This window comes from Gluconobacter kanchanaburiensis NBRC 103587, assembly GCF_007988905.1.
Taxonomy (GTDB): Bacteria; Pseudomonadota; Alphaproteobacteria; order Acetobacterales; family Acetobacteraceae; genus Gluconobacter; species Gluconobacter kanchanaburiensis.
The window spans coordinates 112,179-135,331 of sequence record NZ_BJVA01000006.1 but is presented as its reverse complement, the minus strand read 5'-3'; the positions used below and the strand labels follow the sequence as shown (position 1 = coordinate 135,331).

Genomic DNA, 23,153 nt, shown 5'->3' with positions numbered 1-23,153 from the left:
AGCACCCCATACAGGACGCACCCCATGACAGAGGGCGATCTCGCAAAACGCCTTGATTTTCTTCGGGAAGCTTCCCGTCTCAAGGATATTCTCAGACGGACCTATACGCACGACGGCCATACCGAGAGCACTGCCGAGCATAGTTGGGCCCTGTGTCTGCTGGTCATGACGTTTGCCGATCAGCTTGGCGATATCGATCTTCTGAAGCTTCTGAAAATCTGCATCATTCATGATCTAGGCGAGGCTATTCACGGGGACGTTCCCGCTATTTCGCAGACAGCTTCCGCCGGAAAGGCCGCGCAGGAACGTGAAGATCTTCTGGCCATCATGGTTCCCCTTCCCCACGAGCTTCAGTCTGAATTTCTCTCCCTTTGGGACGAATATGAACATGCGGCCTCACCCGAAGCACGTCTCGCCAAAGCGTTCGACAAGATCGAGACCATCAGCCAGCACAATGCCGGACTGAATCCGGATGATTTCGATCACACCTTCAATCTGACATACGGCCGCCGATATACAGACGCGACAGATCTGACCCGTCGCATCCGGGCCATTCTTGATCGGGAAACACGCCTGAACATGCAGCGCACACGAAGCATGATTGACGGCTGAAAGGCCGTTAATGCTCGACATCACGCCCCTGATCAGTCAGAATCAGCTTTAAATGGTCACTTTCAGTTACAAGACCATTGCAGATTCTTGACGCTCCGCCCGTGCGGACGGATCCAGCCCCGCACGCGATGCAGGAGCATTCAGAACAGCACATGTCAGATTATGACGTGAAAACTCAGATAGCTCCATTTCGGATACGCTCCCTGACACATGTCATCCCCGGTGTCGTTCTGGGTTTTGGAAGCTTTCTGTCTTCCTCCACCGCACTGGCCCAGACGTCTTCTGCCTCCACACCCCCTGCCCCTTCCCACAGTGCCACCACAGTCACCACGTCAACGACCTCCGCAAACGGAGACGAAAAAATCGTGGTTAAAGGACACAGACCGGCGGGAGCTGTGCTGGGGGACGCCAAGCCGATCATGCAGATCCAGGCCGACGAGATCCGCTCCTATGGCGTCGATACGGTAGCCGACCTGCTTACGGCCATCTCGCCGGAAACGCGCTCCGGCCGGGGCGCGACAGGAAACAGCCCGGTGGTGCTTCTCAACGGCAAGCGCATTTCCGGAATGCAGGAAGTCAACGACCTGCCCTTCGAAGCCATCTCACGCGTTGAAATCTTTACCGAAGAAGAAGCCCTCCGCTACGGCTATCCTGCGGACGAGCGCGTGGTGAACATCATCACGGTCAAGAATTTCCGAGCCGTCCGGATGCGGGCCTATGGCAGCACCTCTACCGATGGCGGAGGCGACGACGGCGTACTCGGAGCCAGCTTCACGAAAATCACGGGCGATCGACGGATCAATCTGAGCGCACGCTACGAGGCGCAGGCGCGCCTGCTCGACAGTGATAGGGGGGTGACGCCACCGTCGGCTAGCAGCCTTTACGCCAATGACGGCAATATTGCCTCGTCCACGGGAGGCAGTATCGACCCGTCCCTGGATGCCCTTGTCGGACAGAGCGTCACCAGCGCAGGCGTTCCCTCACTCACCAGCGGCCAGATCCCCACACTTCAGGACTTCACCACCTACGCCAATGCGCCGCATGTCAGTTCGAATGCGTCCTCATACAGTCTTCAGCCCAGAACACATGACCTCACCCTGAATGGTGTTTACGCCGACCAGATCTTCAAAGACGTCGCCACATCCTTCAACGCCAGTTACACCCACAGCGATTCTGAAAGTCTGCAAGGCCCGGCGCGCGGCATCCTCACGGTTCCCGCAGGGAATCCCTATTCCCCCTTCTCCCGGGACACGCTTCTTTATCGGGATTACACCAGCGTTTCTCCACTCCAGCAGAGATCGCATACTGACACTGTCCATGCCGGAGTGAATTTCAACGGGGACGTCGGAAGCTGGAAATGGAACAGCACCGGAAGTTTCGACCGCTCCACCACCTCAACCAACAGTCAGACCGGGCTTGACCTGAGTGCTGCCCAGACCGCTCTGACCGACGGGGCTGCGGACTTTGATCCTTTCTCCGCTCTGGACCGAAGCTGGCTGAACAGCAGACTGGTCAATTACGGTCATACCACCGGCACGACGGGAAAAATTACCGGACTCATGTCAGGTTCCCTGTTTTCCCTGCCGGCCGGTGACGTCTCGACCAGCATCGCCCCCGCCGGCACCCTGACAGAGCAGAACGCGACGTCTGTCAGTCAGGGAAAGTTCCAGAAAACCCATATCAGCCGCGATGTCGGGACGCTTCAGATCAATGGCGATATCCCGATCGCGAACGCACGCAAACATGTGCTGTCTTTCCTCGGAAAACTGGATGGCAACGTCAACGGGGCCATCAGTCAGGTATCGCATTTCGGCACGCTCGGCACCATTGGCGGCGGCGTGACATGGGAACCGGTTTCATGGATCCAGTTTCCCCTTTCCGTCACGGACCGGACGGAAGCACCTGATGCAACGGATCTGGTGGCACCCCGGATCGAAACACCGAATGTCACCACCTATGATTATGTGACCGGCCGATCCGTTCAGGTGACGACCATCTCCGGTGGCAACAGAAATCTCCATGCGGCCGACCGGCATGAAGTCAGCATCGGAACAATCATTTCTCCAACTTTTCTGGACGGAGCACGGCTTCACGTGAACTATGTCCGGGATCGCAACCACAACCCAGTCGTGAGCCTTCCCACTGCGACGGCTGCGATCGAAGGTGCCTTTCCGGACCGCTATCAGCGAAATTCAGATGGGGTTCTTGATGTGGTGGATCTCCGCCCCGTCAACGCGCTAATGGAAAAACGCAATGAGTGGAATGCCACGTTTTCGTTTTCCAGACCGCTGGGCAAAAGTCCGTCTGGCAAAGACGGCCATAAACACTCGGGGGGCCGGTATTATATTGTCCTGACGCAGGTCTGGCGTCTCAAAGACACTGTGCAACTTCGCTCTGGCGTATCCCCCATCGATCTTCTCAACGGCGGCACCATTGGCGGTACGGGTGGCCAGCCCAGACATGAAGTAGAATTACAGAGCGGTTTCTTCCGGAACGGCTTCGGGTTCCGACTGGTGACCAAATGGCAATCCGCCACGTCTACCCTTGCCAGCACGCACGCCAAAAGCCTGTTTTTCAGTGATCTGGCAACTGTGGATACGACAGCCTTCGCCGATCTGGGTGAGATACCAGGCTGGCAAAACCGGAACTGGGCACGGAATTTTCGGATTATGGTCTCGGCCAGCAACCTTTTCAACACCCGCATCCGGGCCAGAAACGGCGCGGGTGTCACACCTGCGGGTTATGAACCGGCATTTCTTGACCCATTAGGACGTACTGTGTCCATCTCCATCCGCAAATCCGTCTGAAACAGATACGGGTTAAAATCCGGAAATCGATCCCATCCAGCGACAGAACAAAACATACCGCACAGAAGCGCAATTTTTCGTCACAAAAAGTGAGTTCAGATTTTTGGCGAAATGCCTATGTCTTGTGCCGCTCTAGCTCAACGACACGACTAGCACGAAAGTTTCCGAAAATTGATGTCGGACGATTCATCGTCTTTACGAACCGGCAGGCCGGGTGGCGTTCAGCGTGCGCTGAGCAATCTGGGAGTCCTTCTTGGAGGACGTGCCGTCAACGCGCCACTGAGCCTCGTTCATATCTGGATGGCGACACACCTGCTCGGCAGTTATGGGTTCGGACTCGTCGCCATGATGTATGCATTCGCGCGAACGATGGGCGACATCGTTGATTTTCAGTCCTGGCAGACGGTGCTACATTTCGGTCTGAAGCCGTTGACCGAGGGCAACCGACGCAGTTTCCAAAAAATCGTTTCCTTCAGCCTGCTTCTCGACAGTGTAGGGGGCGTTGCGGGATTTGGCTGCGGTATTCTGATCAGCCTGTTGGCCATGCAGTTTCTGGGCTGGCCGCCACAGCTCCATCTGATCGGAGTTCTCTACTGCATCTCCATCCTGTTCATGACCTCCGCAACTGCAACCGGACTGCTCCGGGTTTTTGACCGCTACGATCTCCTCGCTGCACAGGGAACAGTAGCGACGATTGTCAGGGTCATCGGAACCGGCCTGATGGCTTTGGGCACACCATCAATCGCCGCCCTCGCCTGCGTATGGGGTACAGCCGAAGCCGCAGCCTGGGCGACCCTCTTTTTCATGGCTGCGCGTGAAATGCATCGTCGCGATCTGATCGGCGGGCTGTTTCATGAAATACGGGCCATTATACCCGAAATTCTCAGCGGCCACTTTTTCCGCACCTATCCCGGAATCTGGCGTTTTGCCTTGAATACCAACCTCAATTCGACACTGGCCCTCGCGTTTGGACATATCGGAACCTTGGTGGTGGGTGCTTTTGTGGGTCCGACGAGCGCAGGGTATTACCGGATTGCAAGCCAGATTGCGGCCGGAATCGCCAAGCCCGCAACGCTGATCCAGACCACTGTTTACCCTGAGATGGCCCGTCTGTGGCGCGACCGGTCCGTGAACAGGCTCTACCGTCTTGCCGTTCAGATTGCACTAACTGCCGGCGGCATTGGAACCGCACTTCTGGTGCTGACGCTCTTCGCAGGGCGGCCCCTGCTTCAGGTCTATATTGGCCATAAGGGCGCAACCGAAGCCCTTCCCGTGACCCTGTGGCTGCTCGCGTCCGAAATCATCACCGTCTGGGGACTACCGCTCGAACCCCTGTTGTTTACGACAAACCATTCGGGAGCCGCGATCGGGGCACGTCTTCTGGAATGTGCGTTTTTTCTACCCGCGCTTGTGGTGATGGTGCGTCAGTACGGCCTGAGCGGAGTGGGGCCCGCCACGCTGTGTGGTGTCAGTCTTCTGATCGTTATCCAGCTTGTGGTGGTACTCCGCACTGCCTACTCCCCCATACGAGCCGCCGCATGAAGATCGCTTTTCCGCTGATCGGTCAGCGTCACCAGACCCTGCATGCCCTGCCGATTGCACTGGAAGTCTCGGCCCGTCACCATGATGTCGCAGTGCATGTGTCGTGCCTGACTGTCAGCCACCTGGAACTGGCACGATCTTTAGCCATGTTATACCCCGAAGCCCGCGTCCAGTTCGATCTGCTGCCCATCCCCGCGAGACTTCGACGACGTATCGAACAGCATGGACTGCGGGTGGTAGACCGCCTGATCGGACTTTTCGCCTCCCGCCACTATTTTCGTGCGTTTGATGCGATCGTTGTGCCAGAGGCAACCTCGCTTCAGCTTCGCCGAATGGGCGTACGACGCCCCCGAATGATCTGGACGGGACATGGCGCGGGCGATCGTGCCATAGGATTTGCAAGCCATCTCGGTAAATTCGATTTCCTGCTGATCCCGGGACGAAAGGTCGAGCAGCGGATGCTTGAGAAAAAGATCATCCGCCCCGGGATGTATCACCGTGGCACCTACGCCAAATTCGATCTCGTACGCCGCATGGATGCGAAACGCCCGAAGCTTTTCAATAACGGCCGGCCAACAGTGCTGTATAACCCCCATTTCGTACGCCGCCTGTCCTCATGGCCGACAATGGGGCGCCAGATTTTGGATGTCTTTGCTTCTCAGGACGCGTATAATCTCGTTTTCGCCCCTCACTTTCGGCTTTTCGACAATCATCGAGAGGAAGGCGAGGCGCTGAGGCGGGACTATGCCCATCTGCCACACATGATCATCGATCCCGGAAGCCATCGCAGCATTGATATGACCTATACGATGGGCGCCGATCTCTATCTTGGAGATGTCAGTAGCCAGGTGGCTGAATTCATGATCCGTCCCCGCCCTTGTCTCTTCCTCAACGCACACCATGTCACATGGCAGGGCAATCCGGACTATCAGTTCTGGACTCTGGGCCCGGTGACCGAGGATGTAACAAATCTGATGCTCAAGATCGGGAATGCCTTCGAAACGCACCCTCGTTTTCTTGAGGCGCAGCGACAATATGTATTAGAGACATTCGAAACGCTGGGTGATGAGCCCACCGCGCCCGCTGCGGCGGATGCAATCGTCGATTTTCTGAAAAGGGCTGCCTGATGTCAGGCAATCCACACGGAGCTAGTCCAGGTTTGACCGAGGCCAAACAGAACCCAACCGCCACTCCCGTTCCGACGCCCAGCCGTTCCGGCTTGGAAAGACGCTACGGAGATTTCCCAAGCTTTGCCGCCGCACTGGATTACGCCGCGCAGGGTGAGAGTGGATTCAACATCTATTCCGGTCGTGGACAGCTTCTTGAGGCGCTGCCCTACCGGCTGCTGCGTGAACAGGCCCGGTCGATGGCCTGCCGCCTGCTGGGCCTTGGTCTCGTTCCAGGAGATCGCGTGGCGATAGTCGCAGAGAGTGATGGCGATTTCGCGCGGATCTTCTTCGGCTGCCAGTACGCTGGCCTCGTTCCGGCGCCTCTGCCGCTGCCGGTCGCTTTTGGCGGACGTGAGGGATATGTGGCCACCCTGCGCGGCATGATCCAGAGCGCTGCCGCACGGGCTGTTGTGGTACCAGACGTAATCGGAAGCTGGACCGGAGATATTATCGACGGTCTCGATCTGGTTTTTGGTGGCTCTCCGTCCGATCTCTCACGTCATGCGGAAGCCCGTATCGAACTGCCGGAAATCTCGTCGACAGCGTTGTCCTACCTTCAGTTTTCTTCGGGAAGCACACGCTTTCCGATGGGCGTTTCGGTCACACAGGCCGCCGGCATGGCAAATGCCCGCGCCATCGCGCGTGACGGGCTTCACGTTCATCCCGCCGAAGATCCGCGTGACGATCGCTGCGTATCCTGGCTCCCCCTCTATCACGACATGGGACTGGTCGGCTTCTTCCTGACGCCTCTCACCTGCCAGCTTTCGGTCGATCTCCTGCCGACGCGAGAGTTCGCACGCCGCCCGCATGTCTGGCTGGACCTGATTTCCCGCAATCGCGGCACAATCGCCTACAGCCCGTCCTTTGGTTACGAGCTGTGCTCACGCCGCAGCGGACAGGCCGATCTTGATCTGTCCTGCTGGCGTATCGCCGGTATCGGCGGTGACATGATCCGGCACCATATCCTTGAAGGTTTTGCGGAGCGCTTTACGTCCAATGGTTTCCGGGCCAGTGCATTCGTCGCTAGCTACGGAATGGCCGAAGCCACACTTGCCATCAGTTTCGCTCCGCTCGATACCGGCATCCAGACCGACACCATTGATCTGCGCCGCCTCGAGAAGGACGGAATTGCAGAACCATCCAACGACCCGTCCCATCCCCTGCGCACTTTTGTCCTGTGCGGCGAGGCCCTCCCCGATCATCAGATCGAGGTACGGGATGCGACAGGACGCGATCTTGCGGACAGACAGGTCGGTACGGTCTTTGTTCGCGGCCCCAGCCTCATGTGCGGCTACTTCCGCCGTCCGGATGAAACCGAGGCAGTTCTGGATGCTGCTGGATGGCTGAATACGGGCGATCTCGGCTATCATCTCAACGGCCAGATCGTGGTGACCGGACGCGCTAAAGACCTGATCATCATCAACGGCCGCAATATCTGGCCACAGGATCTCGAGTGGTCCGCCGAAAGCGAAATTCCCACTCTGCGTTCGCGTGACGTCGCCGTGTTTTCGGTGGACAGCGACGAAGGCGAGAAAATCGTGGCGCTTGTACAGTGCCGGGCAACCGAGGAAACCAGCCGCGACTTGCTCCGCGACGAAGTCACAAGCCTGTTCCGTCGTCAGCACGGGGTCGATGTGGATGTCGTTCTGGTCCCGCCGCGCACCCTGCCCCAGACATCCTCGGGCAAACTGACCCGGGCCCGCGCCAAGTCCATGCTGCTTTCCGGCCAGTTCGAACAGCAGCCCGAAACCACATCTTCGGTCGCCTGAGGCCCGGTCGGCCTGCCGCTGCCTGACTGCCTGTATGGGCAGGGGTAGCGAACGGAGCCGGTTTGGAGCATAAGGCTTGCCCAAGATTGCACAGATACCGAGAGTTGAAGTCCATGGCTGACAGCGTCGCCGTCATTTCCGGAATGATCATTGAAAAACTGCTCGCCAATCCGAAAGTCCCTCGGGACATCGATGGCAACAGCAAGATTGTCGAAGACCTTGCCTTTGACAGCCTGGCCGTCATGAACTTCGTCATGGAGATCGAGGATGAACTGGACGTCTCTGTTCCTCTCGACAAGCTGGCGGATATCCGGACCATCAACGATCTCGCCGCCTGCTTGCATACGCTGAAGGTCGCCCACGCGTGACGGATATCTTCGCCAAACACGCGGGACTTCGTGAGGCCTATTCCGGCCTGACGGCCGCATCCCCTCGAAATCCGTTTGAGGTCGTGATCGAACGCCCGATCTCCGCCAGCGTCGGAATTATCGAAGGTCGCGAGACCCTGCTATTTGGCACGAACAACTACCTCGGCCTCAGCCAGTCCCGCAAAGCCATCGACGCTGCCGTGGAAACGGCCGAGACGATGGGTGTCGGCACGACAGGCTCGCGGATTGCAAACGGGACATTCGGCCTGCACCGCAAGCTGGAAGCGCAGCTGGCCGACTTCTTCGGTCGCAAGCATTGCATGGTGTTTTCGACCGGTTATCAGGCCAATCTGGGTACGATCTCGGCTCTGGTGAACAAGGACGACATCCTACTGCTCGATGCGGACAGCCATGCCAGCATTTACGACGGCGCCAAGCTGTCGGGCGCGCAGGTCATTCGCTTCCGCCATAACGATCCCGTGGATCTCGAAAAACGTCTGGCACGCCTCAAGGATCACCCCGGAGCGAAGCTGATCATCGCCGAGGGCATTTATTCCATGACGGGGAATGTCGCCCCCCTCGACAAATTCGTGGACATCAAGACGCGCCATGGCGCGTATCTGATGGCTGACGAAGCCCATTCATTTGGTGTTCTTGGCGCCCATGGGCGTGGCGTTGCGGAGATGCAGGACTGCGAGGACGGGATCGACTTCATTGTCGGCACCTTCTCGAAGTCACTTGGAACCGTCGGCGGCTACTGCGTCACGGATCATGACGGCGTTGATCTGATGCGTCTGTGTTCACGCCCCTACATGTTCACGGCTTCCCTTCCGCCGGAAATCATCGCCGCGACCATGGCGGCGCTTGAAGACATGCAGGAACGCCCCGAACTGCGGGCCCGGCTTCAGGAGAATGCAGCTCGTCTGCATGCCGGTCTTCAGAAGGTCGGCCTCAAAACGGGAGAGCATGTCTCGCCTGTCGTTGCAGTCACGCTGGAAACAGTCGATCAGGCGGTCGGTTTCTGGAATGCGCTGCTGGAGAACGGGGTTTACGTCAACCTTTCACTTCCCCCGGCGACACCCGACAATCGTCCCCTTCTACGCTGCTCGGTTATGGCAGCCCATTCACCTGAAGAGATCGACCGTGCCGTCGCCGTTTTCGGCGAGGTGGCCAAACATTTCGGTCTTTAAGACATAAAAAAGGGATCCATCTGGATCCCTTTTTTTATGGTGCTTTACGGCGACTCAGAAGGTGTCGGGCGCGCCATAACAGGACTGGCAAGTTCATGAGCGGATGTCGGCTTTCAAAAGGCGACAGCCGCATGTCAAAGCCCGTATGGCGCTGTATTTTCCACGCAAGATAAGATGCGCCGTTCTCGAACGTGAAAGCTGCTTTTACGAGCCTTGCCACGTTTCGAGGCCGCCCGGAGGCTTCGACCAGAGCCCAGCGTCTGACGGATTTCCGGTAAAGAGCAGCATTGATGGCAGGGGTAAGCTTTTCGCCATTCGCTGAAAACACGAGTCCTCCCCGTGCCCAGCCAAGAGGCAGCAAAGACTCGTAACGGGCTTCTTGCCCCTCAAGGATCGTATTGCCACGGCCCTTTTTTTCCACACGCAGTTCGGACCCATAAGTGTGGGCAAACAGGATCTGCCAGAATTCCAGCGCCGTCATGGACGCACGCCCCAGAAGAGCCGCCCAGCATGATGCAGTCGTCACGCAGTTCGCAATCAGCGACAAAATGGCGTCCGCACTATCCGAATCCCGCACCCAGACCAGCCGCACAGGCTGGCAGAAGCGGGCCCAGACCGTCGTGTCCAGTGCGGCGAGTCCTGTCCGGGCCGCGAACTGCGCGCGTGACAGGACCGCGATCTTCGCCCGCAGGGTCCTCGTACCATGACGGAATTCCGCATACCGGACATTCGGAGGCAGGACGAGGTTTCCTGTCCGGGCCACCAGACCGCCGGAAAAGCCCGACGCGTCCTCGGTAACGATATAAAAATCCAGAATACCTTCGGGATCGGCTGTTCGCAGCATGGAGCCGTAAAACAGCACGCCAAGCGGCAGGACAGGACACGCACGGGCCAGCGCATCGGCAAAACCCACGACACCTGGCTCAACCGGCGTGGTCAGTTCGCCAATGAGACGCCTCTCCAGAAGGTCAGGCATGGAGGAAACGGAAGGCAGGAGCCCGTTCCAGACGCAGAACTCCGTCGGGAGGGGCCGTGAAAACCTCGCCATCCAGGACGAAATCGCTTTGCGTGACCAGCGTCATGTCATCCGTACGGCCACTGACGTAATCGGGATGCCGGCGCAACCAGCGTGGTGCGCGCCCAAAGAGCAACGCGGCTGTCGCGCGCAGAAGACTCTCAGGCCACGCGCTGACATCCAGATAGCGCAGACCTTCGACATTGGGTTCGGCATCCCAGAAAGGCCAGATCCCTCGCGACAGCCGCGACAGACCCGTCGTCAGGAACATGAAGCTCTGCCCGTCATAGACATGGCCACCCTCCTCTATCCGCAGGGCATCGCCCCGCAGCCATCTTTCGCGACTGCTACGGAACATCAGGCTGACAAAGGTCGAAAGAAGCGTGATGCCGACTGCCAGATCATGCGGAGCAAAGCGAAGAACCGTGGGCGAATGCGCGATCCGGACGGCCCTCGCATATCCCGCGCACCCCCCGAAAAGCCCCAGAACCGGCATCCGGTCTGTTCCGGGCCATGACAGGCGGATTGGCGTACGCATGCTGGAGCGGAGCGCGCCCTTGCGCAGACGATGGATCGCCTCCATCCCCCGCAGGCCGAAGCCCACGTCACCCGCGATCAGATTGGTGTTCCCCGACGCCAGAACCACGATGTCCGGAAAACGGTTCGCCGGATAGGCACGTGCAATGGCCGTCAGAGCCGTGCTGACGGTCCCGTCCCCACCATCGATAACAATGGTATCGACCCCGCGTTCATAGAGTTGACGAACATGTTCGGTCGTCCCTTCCCGACTGTCCGAAGGGACGAACTCGTCTCCGAGAAGAGCCTGCGCCTCGGCAGCAAAACTGGAACCATTCCGGCGGTTTTTCCGGCTACGGGCATTATGGATCAAGGCAATGCGCACTGGGTGAGGCAATCTTCATCTGGCGTTCGGCTATGCGGCCGGGTCTAGCACGGCTATGATGGAACCGCCAGAACATGGCGCGCCGGTGCCCGCGGCCTGTTTGTTCGGGCGTAAAGACTGACAAGGCCTACTGTTCATCATGACCCCTGACCTGCCCGAAGAGTCGATCTCGTCGCGGGAAATGTCCCCCTCACCCATATCTTCTGTCTCCAGTTCCGCCCTGACACTGGCCCATATCTCGGATCCACACCTGCCCCCGCCGCCTGTTCACTGGCGTGAAGCGCTCAACAAACGCGCATTGAGCCTTCTTTCCTGGAAAAAGCATCGCCAATACGTTCACCTGGCGCAGACCTGCGCGGCGCTGGTGAAAGATATTGGCCGATCAAACGTGGACACAGTTCTCGTCAGCGGTGACCTGACGAATTTCGGGACCCCTGACGAATTTGACGCAGCCGCACGCTGGCTGGAGGGCCTTCCCGCACAGGCATTGGTCATTCCCGGAAATCACGACTGTATGGTCCGTCAGTCTGTGTCGAAAGGGATTGCAAAGTGGGAGCGATGGTCGGCTCAGGACTATCCTTATGTCCGTATCCAGAACGGCATTGCCATCGTCGGCATCAATTCCGGCATCCCTACGCCGCCCTTCATGGCCTGCGGGCGGGTCGGACGCCGACAGCGCGAAAAGCTGGAAGCCCTGCTGGAACGGCTGGGACGGGAGGGGCTCTGCCGTGTGGTAATGATCCATCATCCGCCAAAGCGCGGCCTCGTGCCGTGGCGAAAATCTCTTCTGGACCATCGGGAAGTCGCAGCCGTTTTCCGGCGGGTCGGCGCTGAAATCGTTCTCCATGGCCATTCCCATGATGCCACCCTGACCCATATCGACGGAACGGATATCCCTCTCCTCGGGGTTGCCTCCGCGTCCCTGACGGATGAACGTCCCCATCGTCAGGCCTGTTGGAACCGTCTGTGCATCCGCCCATATAAAGGAGGCTGGAGCATCGATCTGGCACGTCACCGTCCTGATGGATCCGTCAGCGAACGGGCATCATGGACGCGGCCAGAAGGGCACCAGGCAGGAAGGACACAGGCGTGAAACAGCGGGCCAATATTCTGGACCGGTATCTGCTGACGCAGATGGCACCTCCGTTCGCCATCGCGCTGCTGGCCATGCTTGTCGCCCTTCTACTCGAACGCCTGCTGTCGCTTTTCGATTATCTGGCTGCCGCAGGCAGTTCCCTCGGCACATGCATTGCGCTTCTGACGGACCTTCTGCCTCATTACTTTGGCATCGCGCTTCCGGCAGCGCTGTGCATCGCCGTCTTCCTGACCATCCGCGGCATGAGCGACAATAACGAAATCGACGCCCTTCAGGCAGGCCGTGTCTCGCTCATGAGGATCAGCCGCCCCTTCATGATCGTGGGTCTACTGCTCAGCGCGGCGAGCGTGTTTCTGTATGGGTACGTCCAGCCGGTCGCACGCTATGATTATCGCGCAGGCTTCTACTTTGCCGAACATACGGGATGGGCCCCCCATCTTCAGGCAGGGATGTTTGCCTCCACGTCCGACAAAGCCGTCATGACCGCCGACAGCGTCAGTCATGCCGGAACCCGCCTCCGACGGGTCTTCATCCGGGAGGTGAATGCCAACGGGGTCGCACATATCATCACTGCGCGGACCGGCGCACTGACCATTTCAGAAAAAACCCGCAGTACGCGTCTTGATCTGTGGAATGGCGAGATCGTGGACGATCCGTTTCAGGCCACCCGCCCCCACAAACCGACCGTAACCCATTTCGAGCATGTCGTGCGCGTCATTGACCGGCCGCAGCGCGAAACCGCCTTCCGCTTACGCGGCGCGGATGAACGGGAGCTGACACTGTTCGAACTGGCCCATGATCTGCGATACGGACTGCCAGGCATCGAATACCGAACAATCCGGGCCGAAATGGATTTCCGAATGGCCCGCGCTTTCGCCATTCCTTTTATCCCTCCCCTCGCTGTTGCTCTGGCCATCGGGGCACGCCGCAGGAAATCCGTATGGGGCCTGATTGCGGTTGCCGTGATCCTGATCGGATTTGACCAGACCCTGATGTTCGGTCACAGCCTGGCGTCCACCGGTCGGATGCCGATCTGGCTTGCGATCTGGGTGCCGGAAGTCGTTTTCTGTATTGGCTGCCTTGCTACTCTGCTGCGTCGCTCTCGCGGATCCTGGCGTCGCCGTAAGCTGACACGGGCCGCCGTATGACCGAGTCTTCCCCTGCCATGCCGCGCTTTGTCCTGATCCGCGCCCTCAATCGCGCTCTTCTGGGGCGGTTCGTCCTGTGCGGTGCGGTGCTCGTCTCCCTCCTGGAAATCCTGGCCCTTCTGGAGAAGACGACCCCTATCCTGAACCGTCATCTGGGCGTGCACGGTATCCTGACTTTCGCACTCCTACATCTGCCTGCTCTGAGCATTGATATCCTGCCACTGGCGTTCATGATCGGCGCGCTTTTTCTTCTCACGCAGATGACGCTGTCGAGCGAGATTTCGGCTCTCAGAGCGGCTGGTCTCTCGACTGTTGCCCTCTTCCGCCTTCTCCTTCCCGCCGTGTTAATTGCGGGGATCGGAGGAACATGTGCGCAGTACTGGCTTGTGCCTCCCTGCGAAAACGCCCTGACGACCTGGTGGAACCGGACGGACCCTCTTGCCGGTCAGGACGGCCAGCCGGAAGATGATATTCTCTGGTTCCGGGCAGGGCCGACGCTGGTGCGCGTGGGGCAGATCGCGCAGGGCGGATACTTCCTGCGAGACGTAACAATCTATCACCGCGACAGCACGGGACTGCTGACAGGCACCGAACATACAAATACGCTGACATTCAGAGACGGCCAGTGGCATCCTGACGGCGCACAGGACCTGTCCCTTTCGAAAGACAAGTCTTTTGTCAGTGTGACCAAGGGCGACAACAGCTTTGTCATCCCCGCCACGCCGTCCGTGATCATGACACTGTCACAGAACGGGGCATTCGTCACACCGGGTCAGATCGGTGCCATTCTTCACAGAGGCGCGGCCGCCAGTCTGCCAAGAGCGACATACCGCATGGCGCTGTTCGCAGGCATGATTCTGCCCGCCGAAATTGCAGTAATGCTTCTATTGACGCTTCCGGTGATCTATATCCCACCCCGTGCAGGACTGCGAAACCCGCTGCCGGTTTATGTTCTGGCGGCCGGAATGGGCTTCGTCATCCTGCAGGGAATGATTTCCGCACTTGGAAACGCAGGGACGCTGCCCGCGCCCCTCGCGGTCAGTGTTGGCCCGGTACTGGGCGCGCTTCTGGCGCTGACCTGGCTTCTGCGGATGGAGGAACGATGAGCAATTTCAAGGCACCCTGGCGGAACATGTCCGCCATCCGGACAGGCCGCAGCTTCGATCTCGGAAAGATGAATCTGTCGCAGCTCTGGTTCGCCTACCTGACCTATCCGACGATTCTGCTGTATTTCGCCCTGATCGCGGGTGCGACATGGGCCGCGCTGCATTTTTCCACCTCCCTGTGGGTAACGCTCATTCCCGTGCCCGTCGTGATCGTGGTCTATCCCCTGGCATGGTATGCGATCCACCGGTTCATTCTTCATGGACGCTGGCTGTATCGCAATCACTGGACGGCCGCCCTCTGGAAGCGGATCCATTTCGACCATCATCAGGACCCGCATCTGCTGGACGTGCTGTTCGGCTCGCCGCTGAACACGGTGCCGACGATGGGGATCATCACCATGCCGATCGGTGGTCTGATCGCGGGCTGGAGCGGCGCATTCTGCGCGCTTGCTACCGCTCTGGTCATGACCTGCATCTACGAGTTCTTTCACTGCATCCAGCATCTGGCTTACAAGCCGCGCTGGAAATGGGTCGCGGACATCAAGCAGCTTCATGTCCTGCATCATTTCCATGACGAGGACGGCAATTACGGCATCACCAACTATGTACCGGACCGCCTGTTCAGCAGCTTCTACCGCGAAGCCCGCGATCGTCCCCGCAGCAAACATGTCTTCAATCTCGGCTACGACATCGAGGAAGCCCATCGGTACCCGTGGGTGATGGATCTGACCGGCTCACCACCGAAAGACCGTCCCGATGGTGCGCGTCCAGCGTCTTCCCGCGTTCCGGCTGACGGTAACCGCGCGGCATGAGCCTTCCGGTTCTGGTGCTCGCCGGGTCCAGGGACGGTGAGAACGATGTACTTGCGAAGCTCGGGCAGGTGTCCCACAAGGCGCTCCTTCCCGTAGCGGGCAAGCCCATGCTGGCCCGCGTGCTCGACACCGTCGCCCGCACGCCCGGCCTTGGCCCCGTCACGATCAGCATCGAAAATCCCGCCTGCATCAGGGATCTTTCTGGTGACGCCACCATCCTGCGCTCCACCCCCACCCCCAGCGAAAGCGTGGCCAAGGCGATCGCCCGGATCGGCACGCCCTGTCTGGTGACGACCGCCGATCACGCGCTTCTGCGTCCTGAATGGATTCAGGAATTTCTGGCAAGGGCGCAGGGCTGTGACCTTGCGGCCGGTGTCGCCTTACGCTCGACGGTGGAACGCGATGTGCCCGGCACGAAACGGACCTATATCCGCCTGTCGGACATGAGTTTTTCAGGCTGCAACCTGTTTCTGGTCAACACACCGGACGGCCGCAACGTCATCGCATTGTGGAAGCGCCTGCAGCAGAACCGGAAACGTCCCCTTCGCATGGCCCTGACGCTGGGTCTTGGCACTCTTCTTCGTGCCGCAACCCACACCCTTGATTCCAGCGCGCTCTATCGCCGTATCCGAACGCTGACGGGAGCAAATGTCCGTCTGGTAACACTGTCGGACGGACGCGCAGCGGTAGACGTGGACAAGCCTTCCGATCTGACGCTGGCTGAAAAAATTCTGGCCCAAACGCCCTCATGAAAATCGCTTACATCATTAATTCCCTCGAATGCGGCGGCGCACAGCTTCCCATTCCGGACATCGTTTCCGTTATGCGTGCCCGCGGCGGGGAAGTTACCGTCTTTGCTCTGGCACGAAAGGACGGGCTCGCCATTCCTCTGATCGAGGCCGCCGGAATTCCCGTCCGCGTCCGGGAAGGCACGACGCGTGACCACATCGCAGCCTATCGCTGGTTGCGGGACGAGATGGAAGCGTTTCAGCCCGACCTGATCTGGACTTCCCTAAGTCGTGCTACCCTGCTGGGCCAGATTGTTGCTCTTCACCGCAAAGTACCAACGGTGCATTGGCAGCACTGCGGACGCCTGAAAAAGATCAATGCCTTTCTTCTAAGGTTGTGCCGCCCTTACACCACGCTCTGGGTCGCCGATTCCCAGTCCGTCATCACCTTTGCCGCCAAGGAACTCGGGCTCACCGACAATTTCGTCGCCTGGCCCATTTTCAGCGCCGATCCAGAGGCTCCCGTAGCTGCACCGTGGAAAGAGGGAGAAGTTATCCGTGTTGGTTCCCTTGGTCGTCTCAATCCGGTCAAGGCCTATGATATCCTCTGTGAGGCGGTTGCTCTGCTGAAGGATCATCCGGATCTGCCGCCGTTCCGTTTGCGGATTGCGGGGGATGGCCCCGAACATGAAGCGCTTCAGGCACGCATTACGGCTAGAAATCTGCCGATCGACCTTGTGGGTTACGAATCAAAACCCTTCGATTTTCTGAAGACCTTGCATCTTTACGTCCAGTCATCGCACTGGGAAGGCATGTGCGTGGCAGGGCATGAAGCCATGTCCTGCGCGCTTCCAGTCGTCGCCACCCCAGCAGGCGAGCTGCCCTCCAGTATTCTCGAGGGCAAGACCGGACGCATCGTGCCCTTCGACAATGCTCCCGCTCTGGCTGCGGCTCTCGCGGATCTGATTGGCAGACCCGATGATCTTGCATCAATGGGCGCCCGCTCCCGCGAACGGGTCCTGGACCGCTTCGGGCCTGAGGCATTCGCACGCAATGGCAATGCAGTGCTGGACCGTATCCCGGGTTTCTGAGGCGCCGGGATACGATCCTTTTCAGGCTCCCAGAATTCTGCGTTTCAAATTGAGCATGTCCCGTTTCGGACCAATCCCGATTTTCTTGACATCAATCAGCGTCACCTGTCCCGCAGCGGACAGGGTATGCATGCCATCCGGATACCGTCGCCGCAGAACGGCCGGAATGGAAATCTCAAGGCCCGGAGTGACTTTCGGCAGCCCGCGTTCCAGCCCTTCGATCTCCAGAAGCCTAATCCCCCTGCCATAAGTCCCCCGGCAGTCCTGCGTGGGCAGAACGATCTTTCCGTCCACAACAACCGGCGTGCCACCGGGACGTGCTCCTGCACGGTCATTCAGAAAAAGACCCAGATTTTTCCAGGGGCCCATCAGGGTATCGGCGACGGAAATATGAAGCTGGCTCTGCCGCTCGTCCTTATCGCCCGCTGGTGTCCAGAACATCCACCAGCGTCCGGCATGATGCAACGGCGTGGCATCGATTGCTGCTTCAGGAAATTCAAAGGCCTCGACCCGCTCCCACTCACGCGGAAACGCCTTTGCGCGATAGAGCGAGAGGCGGCCCGATCCGCTGGCTTCGGGCAGCATATAGACCTCGCCTTCGTGTTCGAACACGAAAGGATAGGACAGATGCCACGGCTCCCGCAAAACGGTTTCACGCGCCAGCATCCGTCCCGTACCGTCATAGATCAGAACGTCGATCATCCCTGTCGGACTGCGATAATCGAACGCTTCGACAAAAACGTGCAGCCTGCCCTCACGCCAGAAACCGAAAGGATCAGCCAGAAAACGATGGTCGCCGATATCAGGGAGTGTTGTGACGGGAAAGCCGTTCAGACTCGCGGCCTCAACCACTTCAGTCAAAGGCGCATGAACGATGGCGCACCGCCAGTGATCCGTCCGCAAAAATGGCATGAAGCTCTCCCACACAAAAATATGTCACGATAAAAAAGACCCGCCACAGGCGGTCATACGGGGCAGACGTAGAGCGCAGATCCGGGCAGGATGAAACCATGACGACGGATCTTTCCGAAATTTCCTGCCCTGCTCCTTTCGGTCTTCCTGAAACACAGCTGGCAATCAGGCGCGCCGTGCTTGGCCTTTGCCGCACGATGAACTGGGCTGCCCTTAACGAATTCGCCCTCCCCGCCGCAGGACGGCGGGCGGATATCATGGCTCTCTTGCCAGATCACTCCCTCACCTGCATCGAGGTCAAGTCGGGACTGCGCGATTTCCAGACCGATCAGAAATGGCCCGAATACCGCGACTGGTCCGACCGCCTGTTTTTCGCAATTGATGATACCTTCCCACTCGATCTTATTCCGCAGGATGTGGGGGTGATCGTCGTTACGGTGAGCGCTGTGCCCGCAGCCTTGAGGGACAGTATTCTGGCGGAATGCACGATCCTCCGCGAACCTGCTGTGCACAGGCTTGCTCCGGCCCGCAGGCGCACGTTGCTCCACCTTTTCGGCACGACGGCCGCCAGCCGCCTCATGAGCCTTGAAGACCCCGCGATTACAGCGTCTCTCCGCGCCGCAAGACGCACTGAATAGGATGTTTCCATGACTTTCGACCCCATTGCCGTTCGCCTCGAAGCCGCCCGCAGTGTCGTTCGCGACGCAGCGCAACTGGCGCTATCCCTGCGTCCCGCTCCCGGAGGTCCGAGCGGAACGCTCAAGGGACGGCAGGACTATCTGACGGAAACGGATGGCGCCGTCGAAGCCCTTGTCAGCCGACGCATTCAGGAACTCTTCCCCGAAGACGGCTTTCAGGGCGAGGAAAACGGCACGACACGTCAGGGCCGCTTCCGCTGGGTCATTGATCCAATTGATGGAACGTCAAATTATGCCCGTGGACGGGATCGCTGGTGCGTGTCCCTCGGCCTTCTGGAGGGGGACGAACCCGTGGCAGGCGTGATCGAGGCCCCGGCACTCGGCGAAGTCTTTACCGCCCGGAAGGGTCATGGGGCATTTCTCAACGGCAAGGCGATCAGAGCTTCCCCCATTATCAACACGCAGGAAGCCATGATCGAAATGGGATGGTCCTCCCGCGTTCCGGCCGGAACCTTCAACGAGAAAATCGCCGCCATCATGGCGCTCGGAGCCATGCCACGATCGGGAGGCTCCGGCGCGCTGGCTCTGGCGGATGTGGCCTGCGGTCGCTCCGACGGATATCTGGAAATCGTTATCCAGCTCTGGGACGTCGCAGCGGCACTGGTCATTCTCGCGGAGTCCGGTGCGGTCGTGTCCCCGTTCCTGCAGACAGGCGGTCTGACAGGAGGGGCGACCATCCTTGCTGCTGCTCCTGGCGTTGCGACGGCTCTTTCAGAAGCCGTCGGCGTCGAAATCTGACCTCCTTTCTCCCCGCACTCGTGATTTGGCCGTATTTGGCGCATAGTGCGGGAAAATATCCTTTCGATGACTGCAGAAGGTATCTTCCATGACCCTGTCCGGTCTCCTGCGTACAACCATGCTCGTCGCTACGGGCTGCATTGCCCTGTCGGCCTGCTCCGACGCACCTCAGACCACTGCCAGCCAGCAGCAGATCATCGTCGATCGCGCCACTCTGGCGGTTCAGGATCTCTTTGCCGGAACAACGGCCCAGTCACGCTCGCAGAAGCTTCTTGCGGAAGCCAAAGCTGTCATGGTCTGCCCGTCCGTATTGAACATGTCGTTCGGAATCGGAGGCTCTGGCGGTCGCTGTCTGCTCCTCAGCCGCGATGCTCGCGGATCATGGTCCGACCCGGCATTCTACCGTCTTGGCACAGCCTCGATGGGGATTCAGCTCGGCGTGCAGAGCACGGAAACGATCCTGTTCATCATGTCCCAGCGCGGCATCCAGGCCATTCTGGACAGCCAGTTCAAGTTTGATGCCTCTGCGTCCGCCTCCTTCGCCAGCATCGGCACTGGTCTGGAGGACAGTACGGCTGGCGCGCACAATACCGATATCTACGCCGCCCAGAAAAGCGAGGGACTCTATGCCGGTGCTGCTCTGGGTGGCTCAAAACTGACCGTTGATAGCGGTGCAAACCGCGCCTATTACAATCAGGCGGTCGGCCCCGAAGACATCGTCGTGACGATGCGCGTCAACAACCCGTCTGCCGATCCGCTACGCCGCGCCCTAATGTCGGTTGCCCAGACTCCGGCGGCTTCGACGGTCTCATCCCGTGTAACGCAGGCAGCTACCAAAGCCCGTAGCACGGCCGCACAGGACGTTGTGGGCAACAGCCCCTATCCCACGACCTATGATTCTTCCCGCCCCTATTCGGCGCAGGCTGCAGGTGTCCAGAGTCAGAGCCTCGCGCCGCTGAAGCACTGACACACCGTCCCGCCCTCTTGTCCGGAGGGCGGGACTTCAGTCCGGGCTCTGAGGCGTCGCGGTCAGATGTGCGCGATAGGCGCGGATATTTTTATCCTGATCGGCAAGGGTTTCGGCGAAATTATGCCCGCCTGTACCCGACGCCACAAAATACAGCATTTTACCATCAGCCGGATGGGCCGCCGCATCCAGAGAACTCTGCCCAGGTGAGCAGATGGGGCCGGGGGGCAATCCGGCCTGAAGATAGGTATTATACGGCCCCGGCGTTTGCAGGTCCTCATGCGTCAGAGGCGCTTCCAGCGTCCCCACACCGTTACTAAGCCCGTAGATCACGCTGGGGTCTGTCTGCAGCCGCATTCCCAGCTTCAGGCGGTTCAGGAACACACGTGCGACCATCGGCCGCTCGGACGGCACTGCCGTCTCCCGCTCGATCAGGGACGCCAGAACCAGCAACTCATGCGGAGACTGGATCAGTCCGTCCAGCGCCTCGACATTGCGCCCATCCCATGCTGCGGCCAGCTTGGTCGCCATCATTTTCTGCAATTTTTCGGCCAAAGCCCGACGCGACGTGCCCCAGACATAAGAGACCGTCTGCGGAAAAACCGTCCCTTCCGCCAATGCCGGCAGATCACCACTCAAGGCCGGAGCCTTGTCCAGAATAGCTGTAATTTTAAGCGCCGTCAGTCCCTCAGGCACCGTTACCTGATGGGAGACAGGCTTGCCGTGACGCAGGATCTCAAGAACATGCGCGACCGAGACGCGAGAGGGAAACTGAAGTTCCGCCGCATGAATCTGGCCGTCACGATGTGTCAGGAAAGCAGCAATACGGAAAAAAGTACCGGAGGCCCAGGTGGGGGAAAGAATTCCATCATCCTGAAGGGCTTTTGTCACACGGGCATTATTACCGTGCGGGATAACGAAAGTTTTTTGGTCCTGCAGCGGACCGGGATCGGTGTAATGACCATATCCCGCGACCAATCCTGCGATGAGAAGCAGCGGCACTCCGAAAAGCGCCAGCTTGCGGCCAGCCTTGGGAGGAAGAACAAGCTTCCGCAGTTCTTCAGCGTCAGGCTGGTCTTCGGACATGGGAAACGAACCCTTCCTCAGTCCTTGAAACGCTTGAGGATGATGCTCGCATTCGTCCCGCCAAAGCCGAAGCTGTTGGACAAAGCAACGTCGATCTTACGCTGCTGGGCGACATGCGCCACGCGGTCGATCACGCTTTCACGTGCCGGATTGTCCAGATTCAGGGTCGGGGGCACAACGCCGTCACGAATAGCCTGAAGACAGAAAATCGCTTCAACCGCACCGGCCGCACCCAGAAGATGGCCGATGGCCGACTTCGTAGAGGACATGACCAGACGCTTGGCGTCTTCGCCGAAGAAGCGCTCGACCGCATCCAACTCCAGGTCATCCGCCATGGTGGAGGTGCCGTGGGCGTTGACATAGTCGATATCAGCCGTTGTCAGACCGCCACTGTTACGCAGCGCTGCTTTCATGGCACGGAACGCACCCTCATGGCCTTCAGCCGGAGCCGTAATATGATGGGCATCACCGGACATGCCGTAGCCGCCGATTTCACCGTAAATTTTCGCACCACGGCGCTTGGCATGCTCAAGTTCCTCAAGCACAACCACGCCAGCACCCTCGCCCATGATGAAGCCGTCGCGGTCCTTGTCCCAGGGACGGGAAGCCTTGGTCGGATCATCGTTGGAGCCGGTGGAGAGCGCACGGGCCGAACAGAACCCTGCAATTCCGAGCGAACAAATTGCAGCTTCCGCACCACCGGCGATCATAACGTCTGCATCGCCATGCTGGATGAGGCGCGAGGCATCGCCAATGGCATGAACACCTGTCGCACAGGCCGTAACGACAGCGTGGTTCGGTCCTTTGAACCCATAGCGGATCGAAAGGTGACCGGAAATCAGGTTAATCAGGGCAGAGGGAATAAAAAATGGCGACAGACGGCGGGCTTTGCCGCTCGAAACCGTCAGGGAGCCGTCATAAATCGTCTGAAGACCGCCGATCCCCGAGCCGATCATCACGCCCGTTGCGCAACGATCGTCCTCGTCTTCAGGCTTCCAGCCTGAATCCTCGACAGCCTGAATGGCTGCGGCAAGGCCCAGATGGATGAAGCGATCCATCTTCTTCTGGTCCTTGACCGGCACCCAGTCGGATAACGTGAGACCACCTTCCGCCGTCGGGCCGTCCGGAACCTGTCCGGCGACCTGAGCAGGAAGGTCGGAGGGGTCGAAATGCGTGATCCGCCCAATGCCGGACTGACCTTCAATCAGCCGCTTCCAGGTCAGTTCCGCGCCAACAGCCAGTGGGCTGACAACACCGATACCGGTTACGACGACACGCCGCCCGTTAGTTGCAGTCCCGCTCATCGATGCCTCTTGTCTCACGTTATGTCCGGGTCTTGCAGCGTGGCCTCATAACAAAGCCCAGCTGGTCTTCCGCCCCATCACGGGGAGGGAATCC

At 59.2% G+C, this 23,153-nt stretch carries 21 protein-coding genes; 16 read left to right on the top strand and 5 right to left on the bottom strand.

Annotated elements, in window-relative coordinates; genetic code table 11:
• The first annotated feature begins 24 nt into the window (after positions 1 to 24).
• The 7 genes from GKA01_RS06885 (at position 25) to spt (ending at position 9,457) form a co-directional block, all read left to right on the top strand.
• A complete protein-coding gene (locus GKA01_RS06885; RefSeq protein WP_146860584.1) occupies positions 25 to 612 on the top strand; it encodes an HD domain-containing protein in 588 nt (195 codons plus the stop codon).
• 167 nt (positions 613 to 779) lie between these two features.
• Complete coding sequence (locus GKA01_RS06880; RefSeq protein ID WP_244289176.1) at positions 780 to 3,419, top strand: TonB-dependent receptor; 2,640 nt, start codon at positions 780 to 782, stop codon at positions 3,417 to 3,419.
• A 174-nt stretch (positions 3,420 to 3,593) separates the two neighbouring features.
• Positions 3,594 to 4,961 (top strand): lipopolysaccharide biosynthesis protein, encoded by a 1,368-nt coding sequence (locus GKA01_RS06875; protein ID WP_146860578.1) that lies wholly within the window; start codon positions 3,594 to 3,596, stop codon positions 4,959 to 4,961.
• Complete coding sequence (locus GKA01_RS06870) at positions 4,958 to 6,088, top strand: sensor domain-containing protein (RefSeq protein ID WP_146860575.1); 1,131 nt, start codon at positions 4,958 to 4,960, stop codon at positions 6,086 to 6,088. The genes GKA01_RS06875 and GKA01_RS06870 overlap by 4 nt, the downstream gene beginning before the upstream one ends.
• Positions 6,088 to 7,899 (top strand): fatty acyl-AMP ligase, encoded by a 1,812-nt coding sequence (locus tag GKA01_RS06865; protein ID WP_194265763.1) that lies wholly within the window; start codon positions 6,088 to 6,090, stop codon positions 7,897 to 7,899. The genes GKA01_RS06870 and GKA01_RS06865 overlap by 1 nt, the downstream gene beginning before the upstream one ends.
• 113 nt (positions 7,900 to 8,012) lie before the next feature.
• On the top strand, positions 8,013 to 8,267 hold the full coding sequence (locus GKA01_RS06860; protein WP_146860569.1) for an acyl carrier protein: 255 nt from the start codon (positions 8,013 to 8,015) through the stop codon (positions 8,265 to 8,267).
• Positions 8,264 to 9,457 (top strand): serine palmitoyltransferase, encoded by a 1,194-nt coding sequence (spt, locus tag GKA01_RS06855; protein ID WP_146860566.1) that lies wholly within the window; start codon positions 8,264 to 8,266, stop codon positions 9,455 to 9,457. The genes GKA01_RS06860 and spt overlap by 4 nt, the downstream gene beginning before the upstream one ends.
• Positions 9,458 to 9,491: 34 nt before the next feature.
• Here spt and GKA01_RS06850 read toward each other — a convergent pair whose 3' ends face one another.
• On the bottom strand, positions 9,492 to 10,433 hold the full coding sequence (locus tag GKA01_RS06850; protein ID WP_146860563.1) for a hypothetical protein: 942 nt from the start codon (positions 10,431 to 10,433) through the stop codon (positions 9,492 to 9,494).
• Entirely contained in the window at positions 10,426 to 11,373 is a 948-nt protein-coding gene (locus GKA01_RS06845; protein ID WP_146860560.1) for a diacylglycerol/lipid kinase family protein, read from the bottom strand. The genes GKA01_RS06850 and GKA01_RS06845 overlap by 8 nt, the downstream gene beginning before the upstream one ends.
• Positions 11,374 to 11,512: 139 nt before the next feature.
• Here GKA01_RS06845 and GKA01_RS06840 point away from each other — a divergent pair, with 139 nt between their 5' ends.
• From GKA01_RS06840 to GKA01_RS06815, 6 genes are read left to right on the top strand one after another with little or no spacing between them, the layout of a single operon-like run.
• Positions 11,513 to 12,466 (top strand): metallophosphoesterase family protein, encoded by a 954-nt coding sequence (locus GKA01_RS06840; protein WP_146860557.1) that lies wholly within the window; start codon positions 11,513 to 11,515, stop codon positions 12,464 to 12,466.
• Entirely contained in the window at positions 12,463 to 13,617 is a 1,155-nt protein-coding gene (locus tag GKA01_RS06835; RefSeq protein WP_146860555.1) for an LptF/LptG family permease, read from the top strand. Before GKA01_RS06840 ends, GKA01_RS06835 begins: the two co-directional genes overlap by 4 nt.
• On the top strand, positions 13,614 to 14,723 hold the full coding sequence (locus GKA01_RS06830; protein ID WP_194265764.1) for an LptF/LptG family permease: 1,110 nt from the start codon (positions 13,614 to 13,616) through the stop codon (positions 14,721 to 14,723). The genes GKA01_RS06835 and GKA01_RS06830 overlap by 4 nt, the downstream gene beginning before the upstream one ends.
• A complete protein-coding gene (locus tag GKA01_RS06825; RefSeq protein WP_146860552.1) occupies positions 14,720 to 15,535 on the top strand; it encodes a sterol desaturase family protein in 816 nt (271 codons plus the stop codon). Before GKA01_RS06830 ends, GKA01_RS06825 begins: the two co-directional genes overlap by 4 nt.
• A complete protein-coding gene (locus GKA01_RS06820) occupies positions 15,532 to 16,287 on the top strand; it encodes a nucleotidyltransferase family protein (RefSeq protein WP_146860549.1) in 756 nt (251 codons plus the stop codon). The genes GKA01_RS06825 and GKA01_RS06820 overlap by 4 nt, the downstream gene beginning before the upstream one ends.
• Positions 16,284 to 17,354 (top strand): glycosyltransferase, encoded by a 1,071-nt coding sequence (locus GKA01_RS06815; RefSeq protein WP_146860546.1) that lies wholly within the window; start codon positions 16,284 to 16,286, stop codon positions 17,352 to 17,354. Before GKA01_RS06820 ends, GKA01_RS06815 begins: the two co-directional genes overlap by 4 nt.
• Before the next feature lie 21 nt (positions 17,355 to 17,375).
• On the opposite strand, the gene GKA01_RS06810 is transcribed toward GKA01_RS06815, so the two are convergent.
• Entirely contained in the window at positions 17,376 to 18,266 is an 891-nt protein-coding gene (locus GKA01_RS06810; RefSeq protein ID WP_146860543.1) for a glucosamine inositolphosphorylceramide transferase family protein, read from the bottom strand.
• A gap of 98 nt (positions 18,267 to 18,364) precedes the next feature.
• On the opposite strand from GKA01_RS06810, the gene GKA01_RS06805 reads away from it, so the two are divergent.
• The 3 genes from GKA01_RS06805 (at position 18,365) to GKA01_RS06795 (ending at position 20,669) form a co-directional block, all read left to right on the top strand.
• Positions 18,365 to 18,904 carry an MmcB family DNA repair protein gene (locus tag GKA01_RS06805; RefSeq protein WP_146860540.1) on the top strand — a complete coding sequence of 180 codons (540 nt, stop codon included), beginning with the start codon at positions 18,365 to 18,367 and terminating at the stop codon, positions 18,902 to 18,904.
• A gap of 9 nt (positions 18,905 to 18,913) precedes the next feature.
• Entirely contained in the window at positions 18,914 to 19,702 is a 789-nt protein-coding gene (locus GKA01_RS06800) for an inositol monophosphatase family protein (protein WP_146860537.1), read from the top strand.
• 88 nt (positions 19,703 to 19,790) lie between these two features.
• Complete coding sequence (locus GKA01_RS06795) at positions 19,791 to 20,669, top strand: lipid-binding SYLF domain-containing protein (RefSeq protein ID WP_146860534.1); 879 nt, start codon at positions 19,791 to 19,793, stop codon at positions 20,667 to 20,669.
• 36 nt (positions 20,670 to 20,705) lie between these two features.
• On the opposite strand, the gene mltG is transcribed toward GKA01_RS06795, so the two are convergent.
• Positions 20,706 to 21,755: an endolytic transglycosylase MltG gene (gene mltG / locus GKA01_RS06790; RefSeq protein WP_146860531.1), complete on the bottom strand. Its 1,050-nt coding sequence runs from the start codon at positions 21,753 to 21,755 to the stop codon at positions 20,706 to 20,708.
• Between the two features lie 17 nt (positions 21,756 to 21,772).
• Complete coding sequence (gene fabF, locus GKA01_RS06785) at positions 21,773 to 23,059, bottom strand: beta-ketoacyl-ACP synthase II (protein WP_146860528.1); 1,287 nt, start codon at positions 23,057 to 23,059, stop codon at positions 21,773 to 21,775.
• Between the last annotated feature and the right edge of the window lie 94 nt (positions 23,060 to 23,153).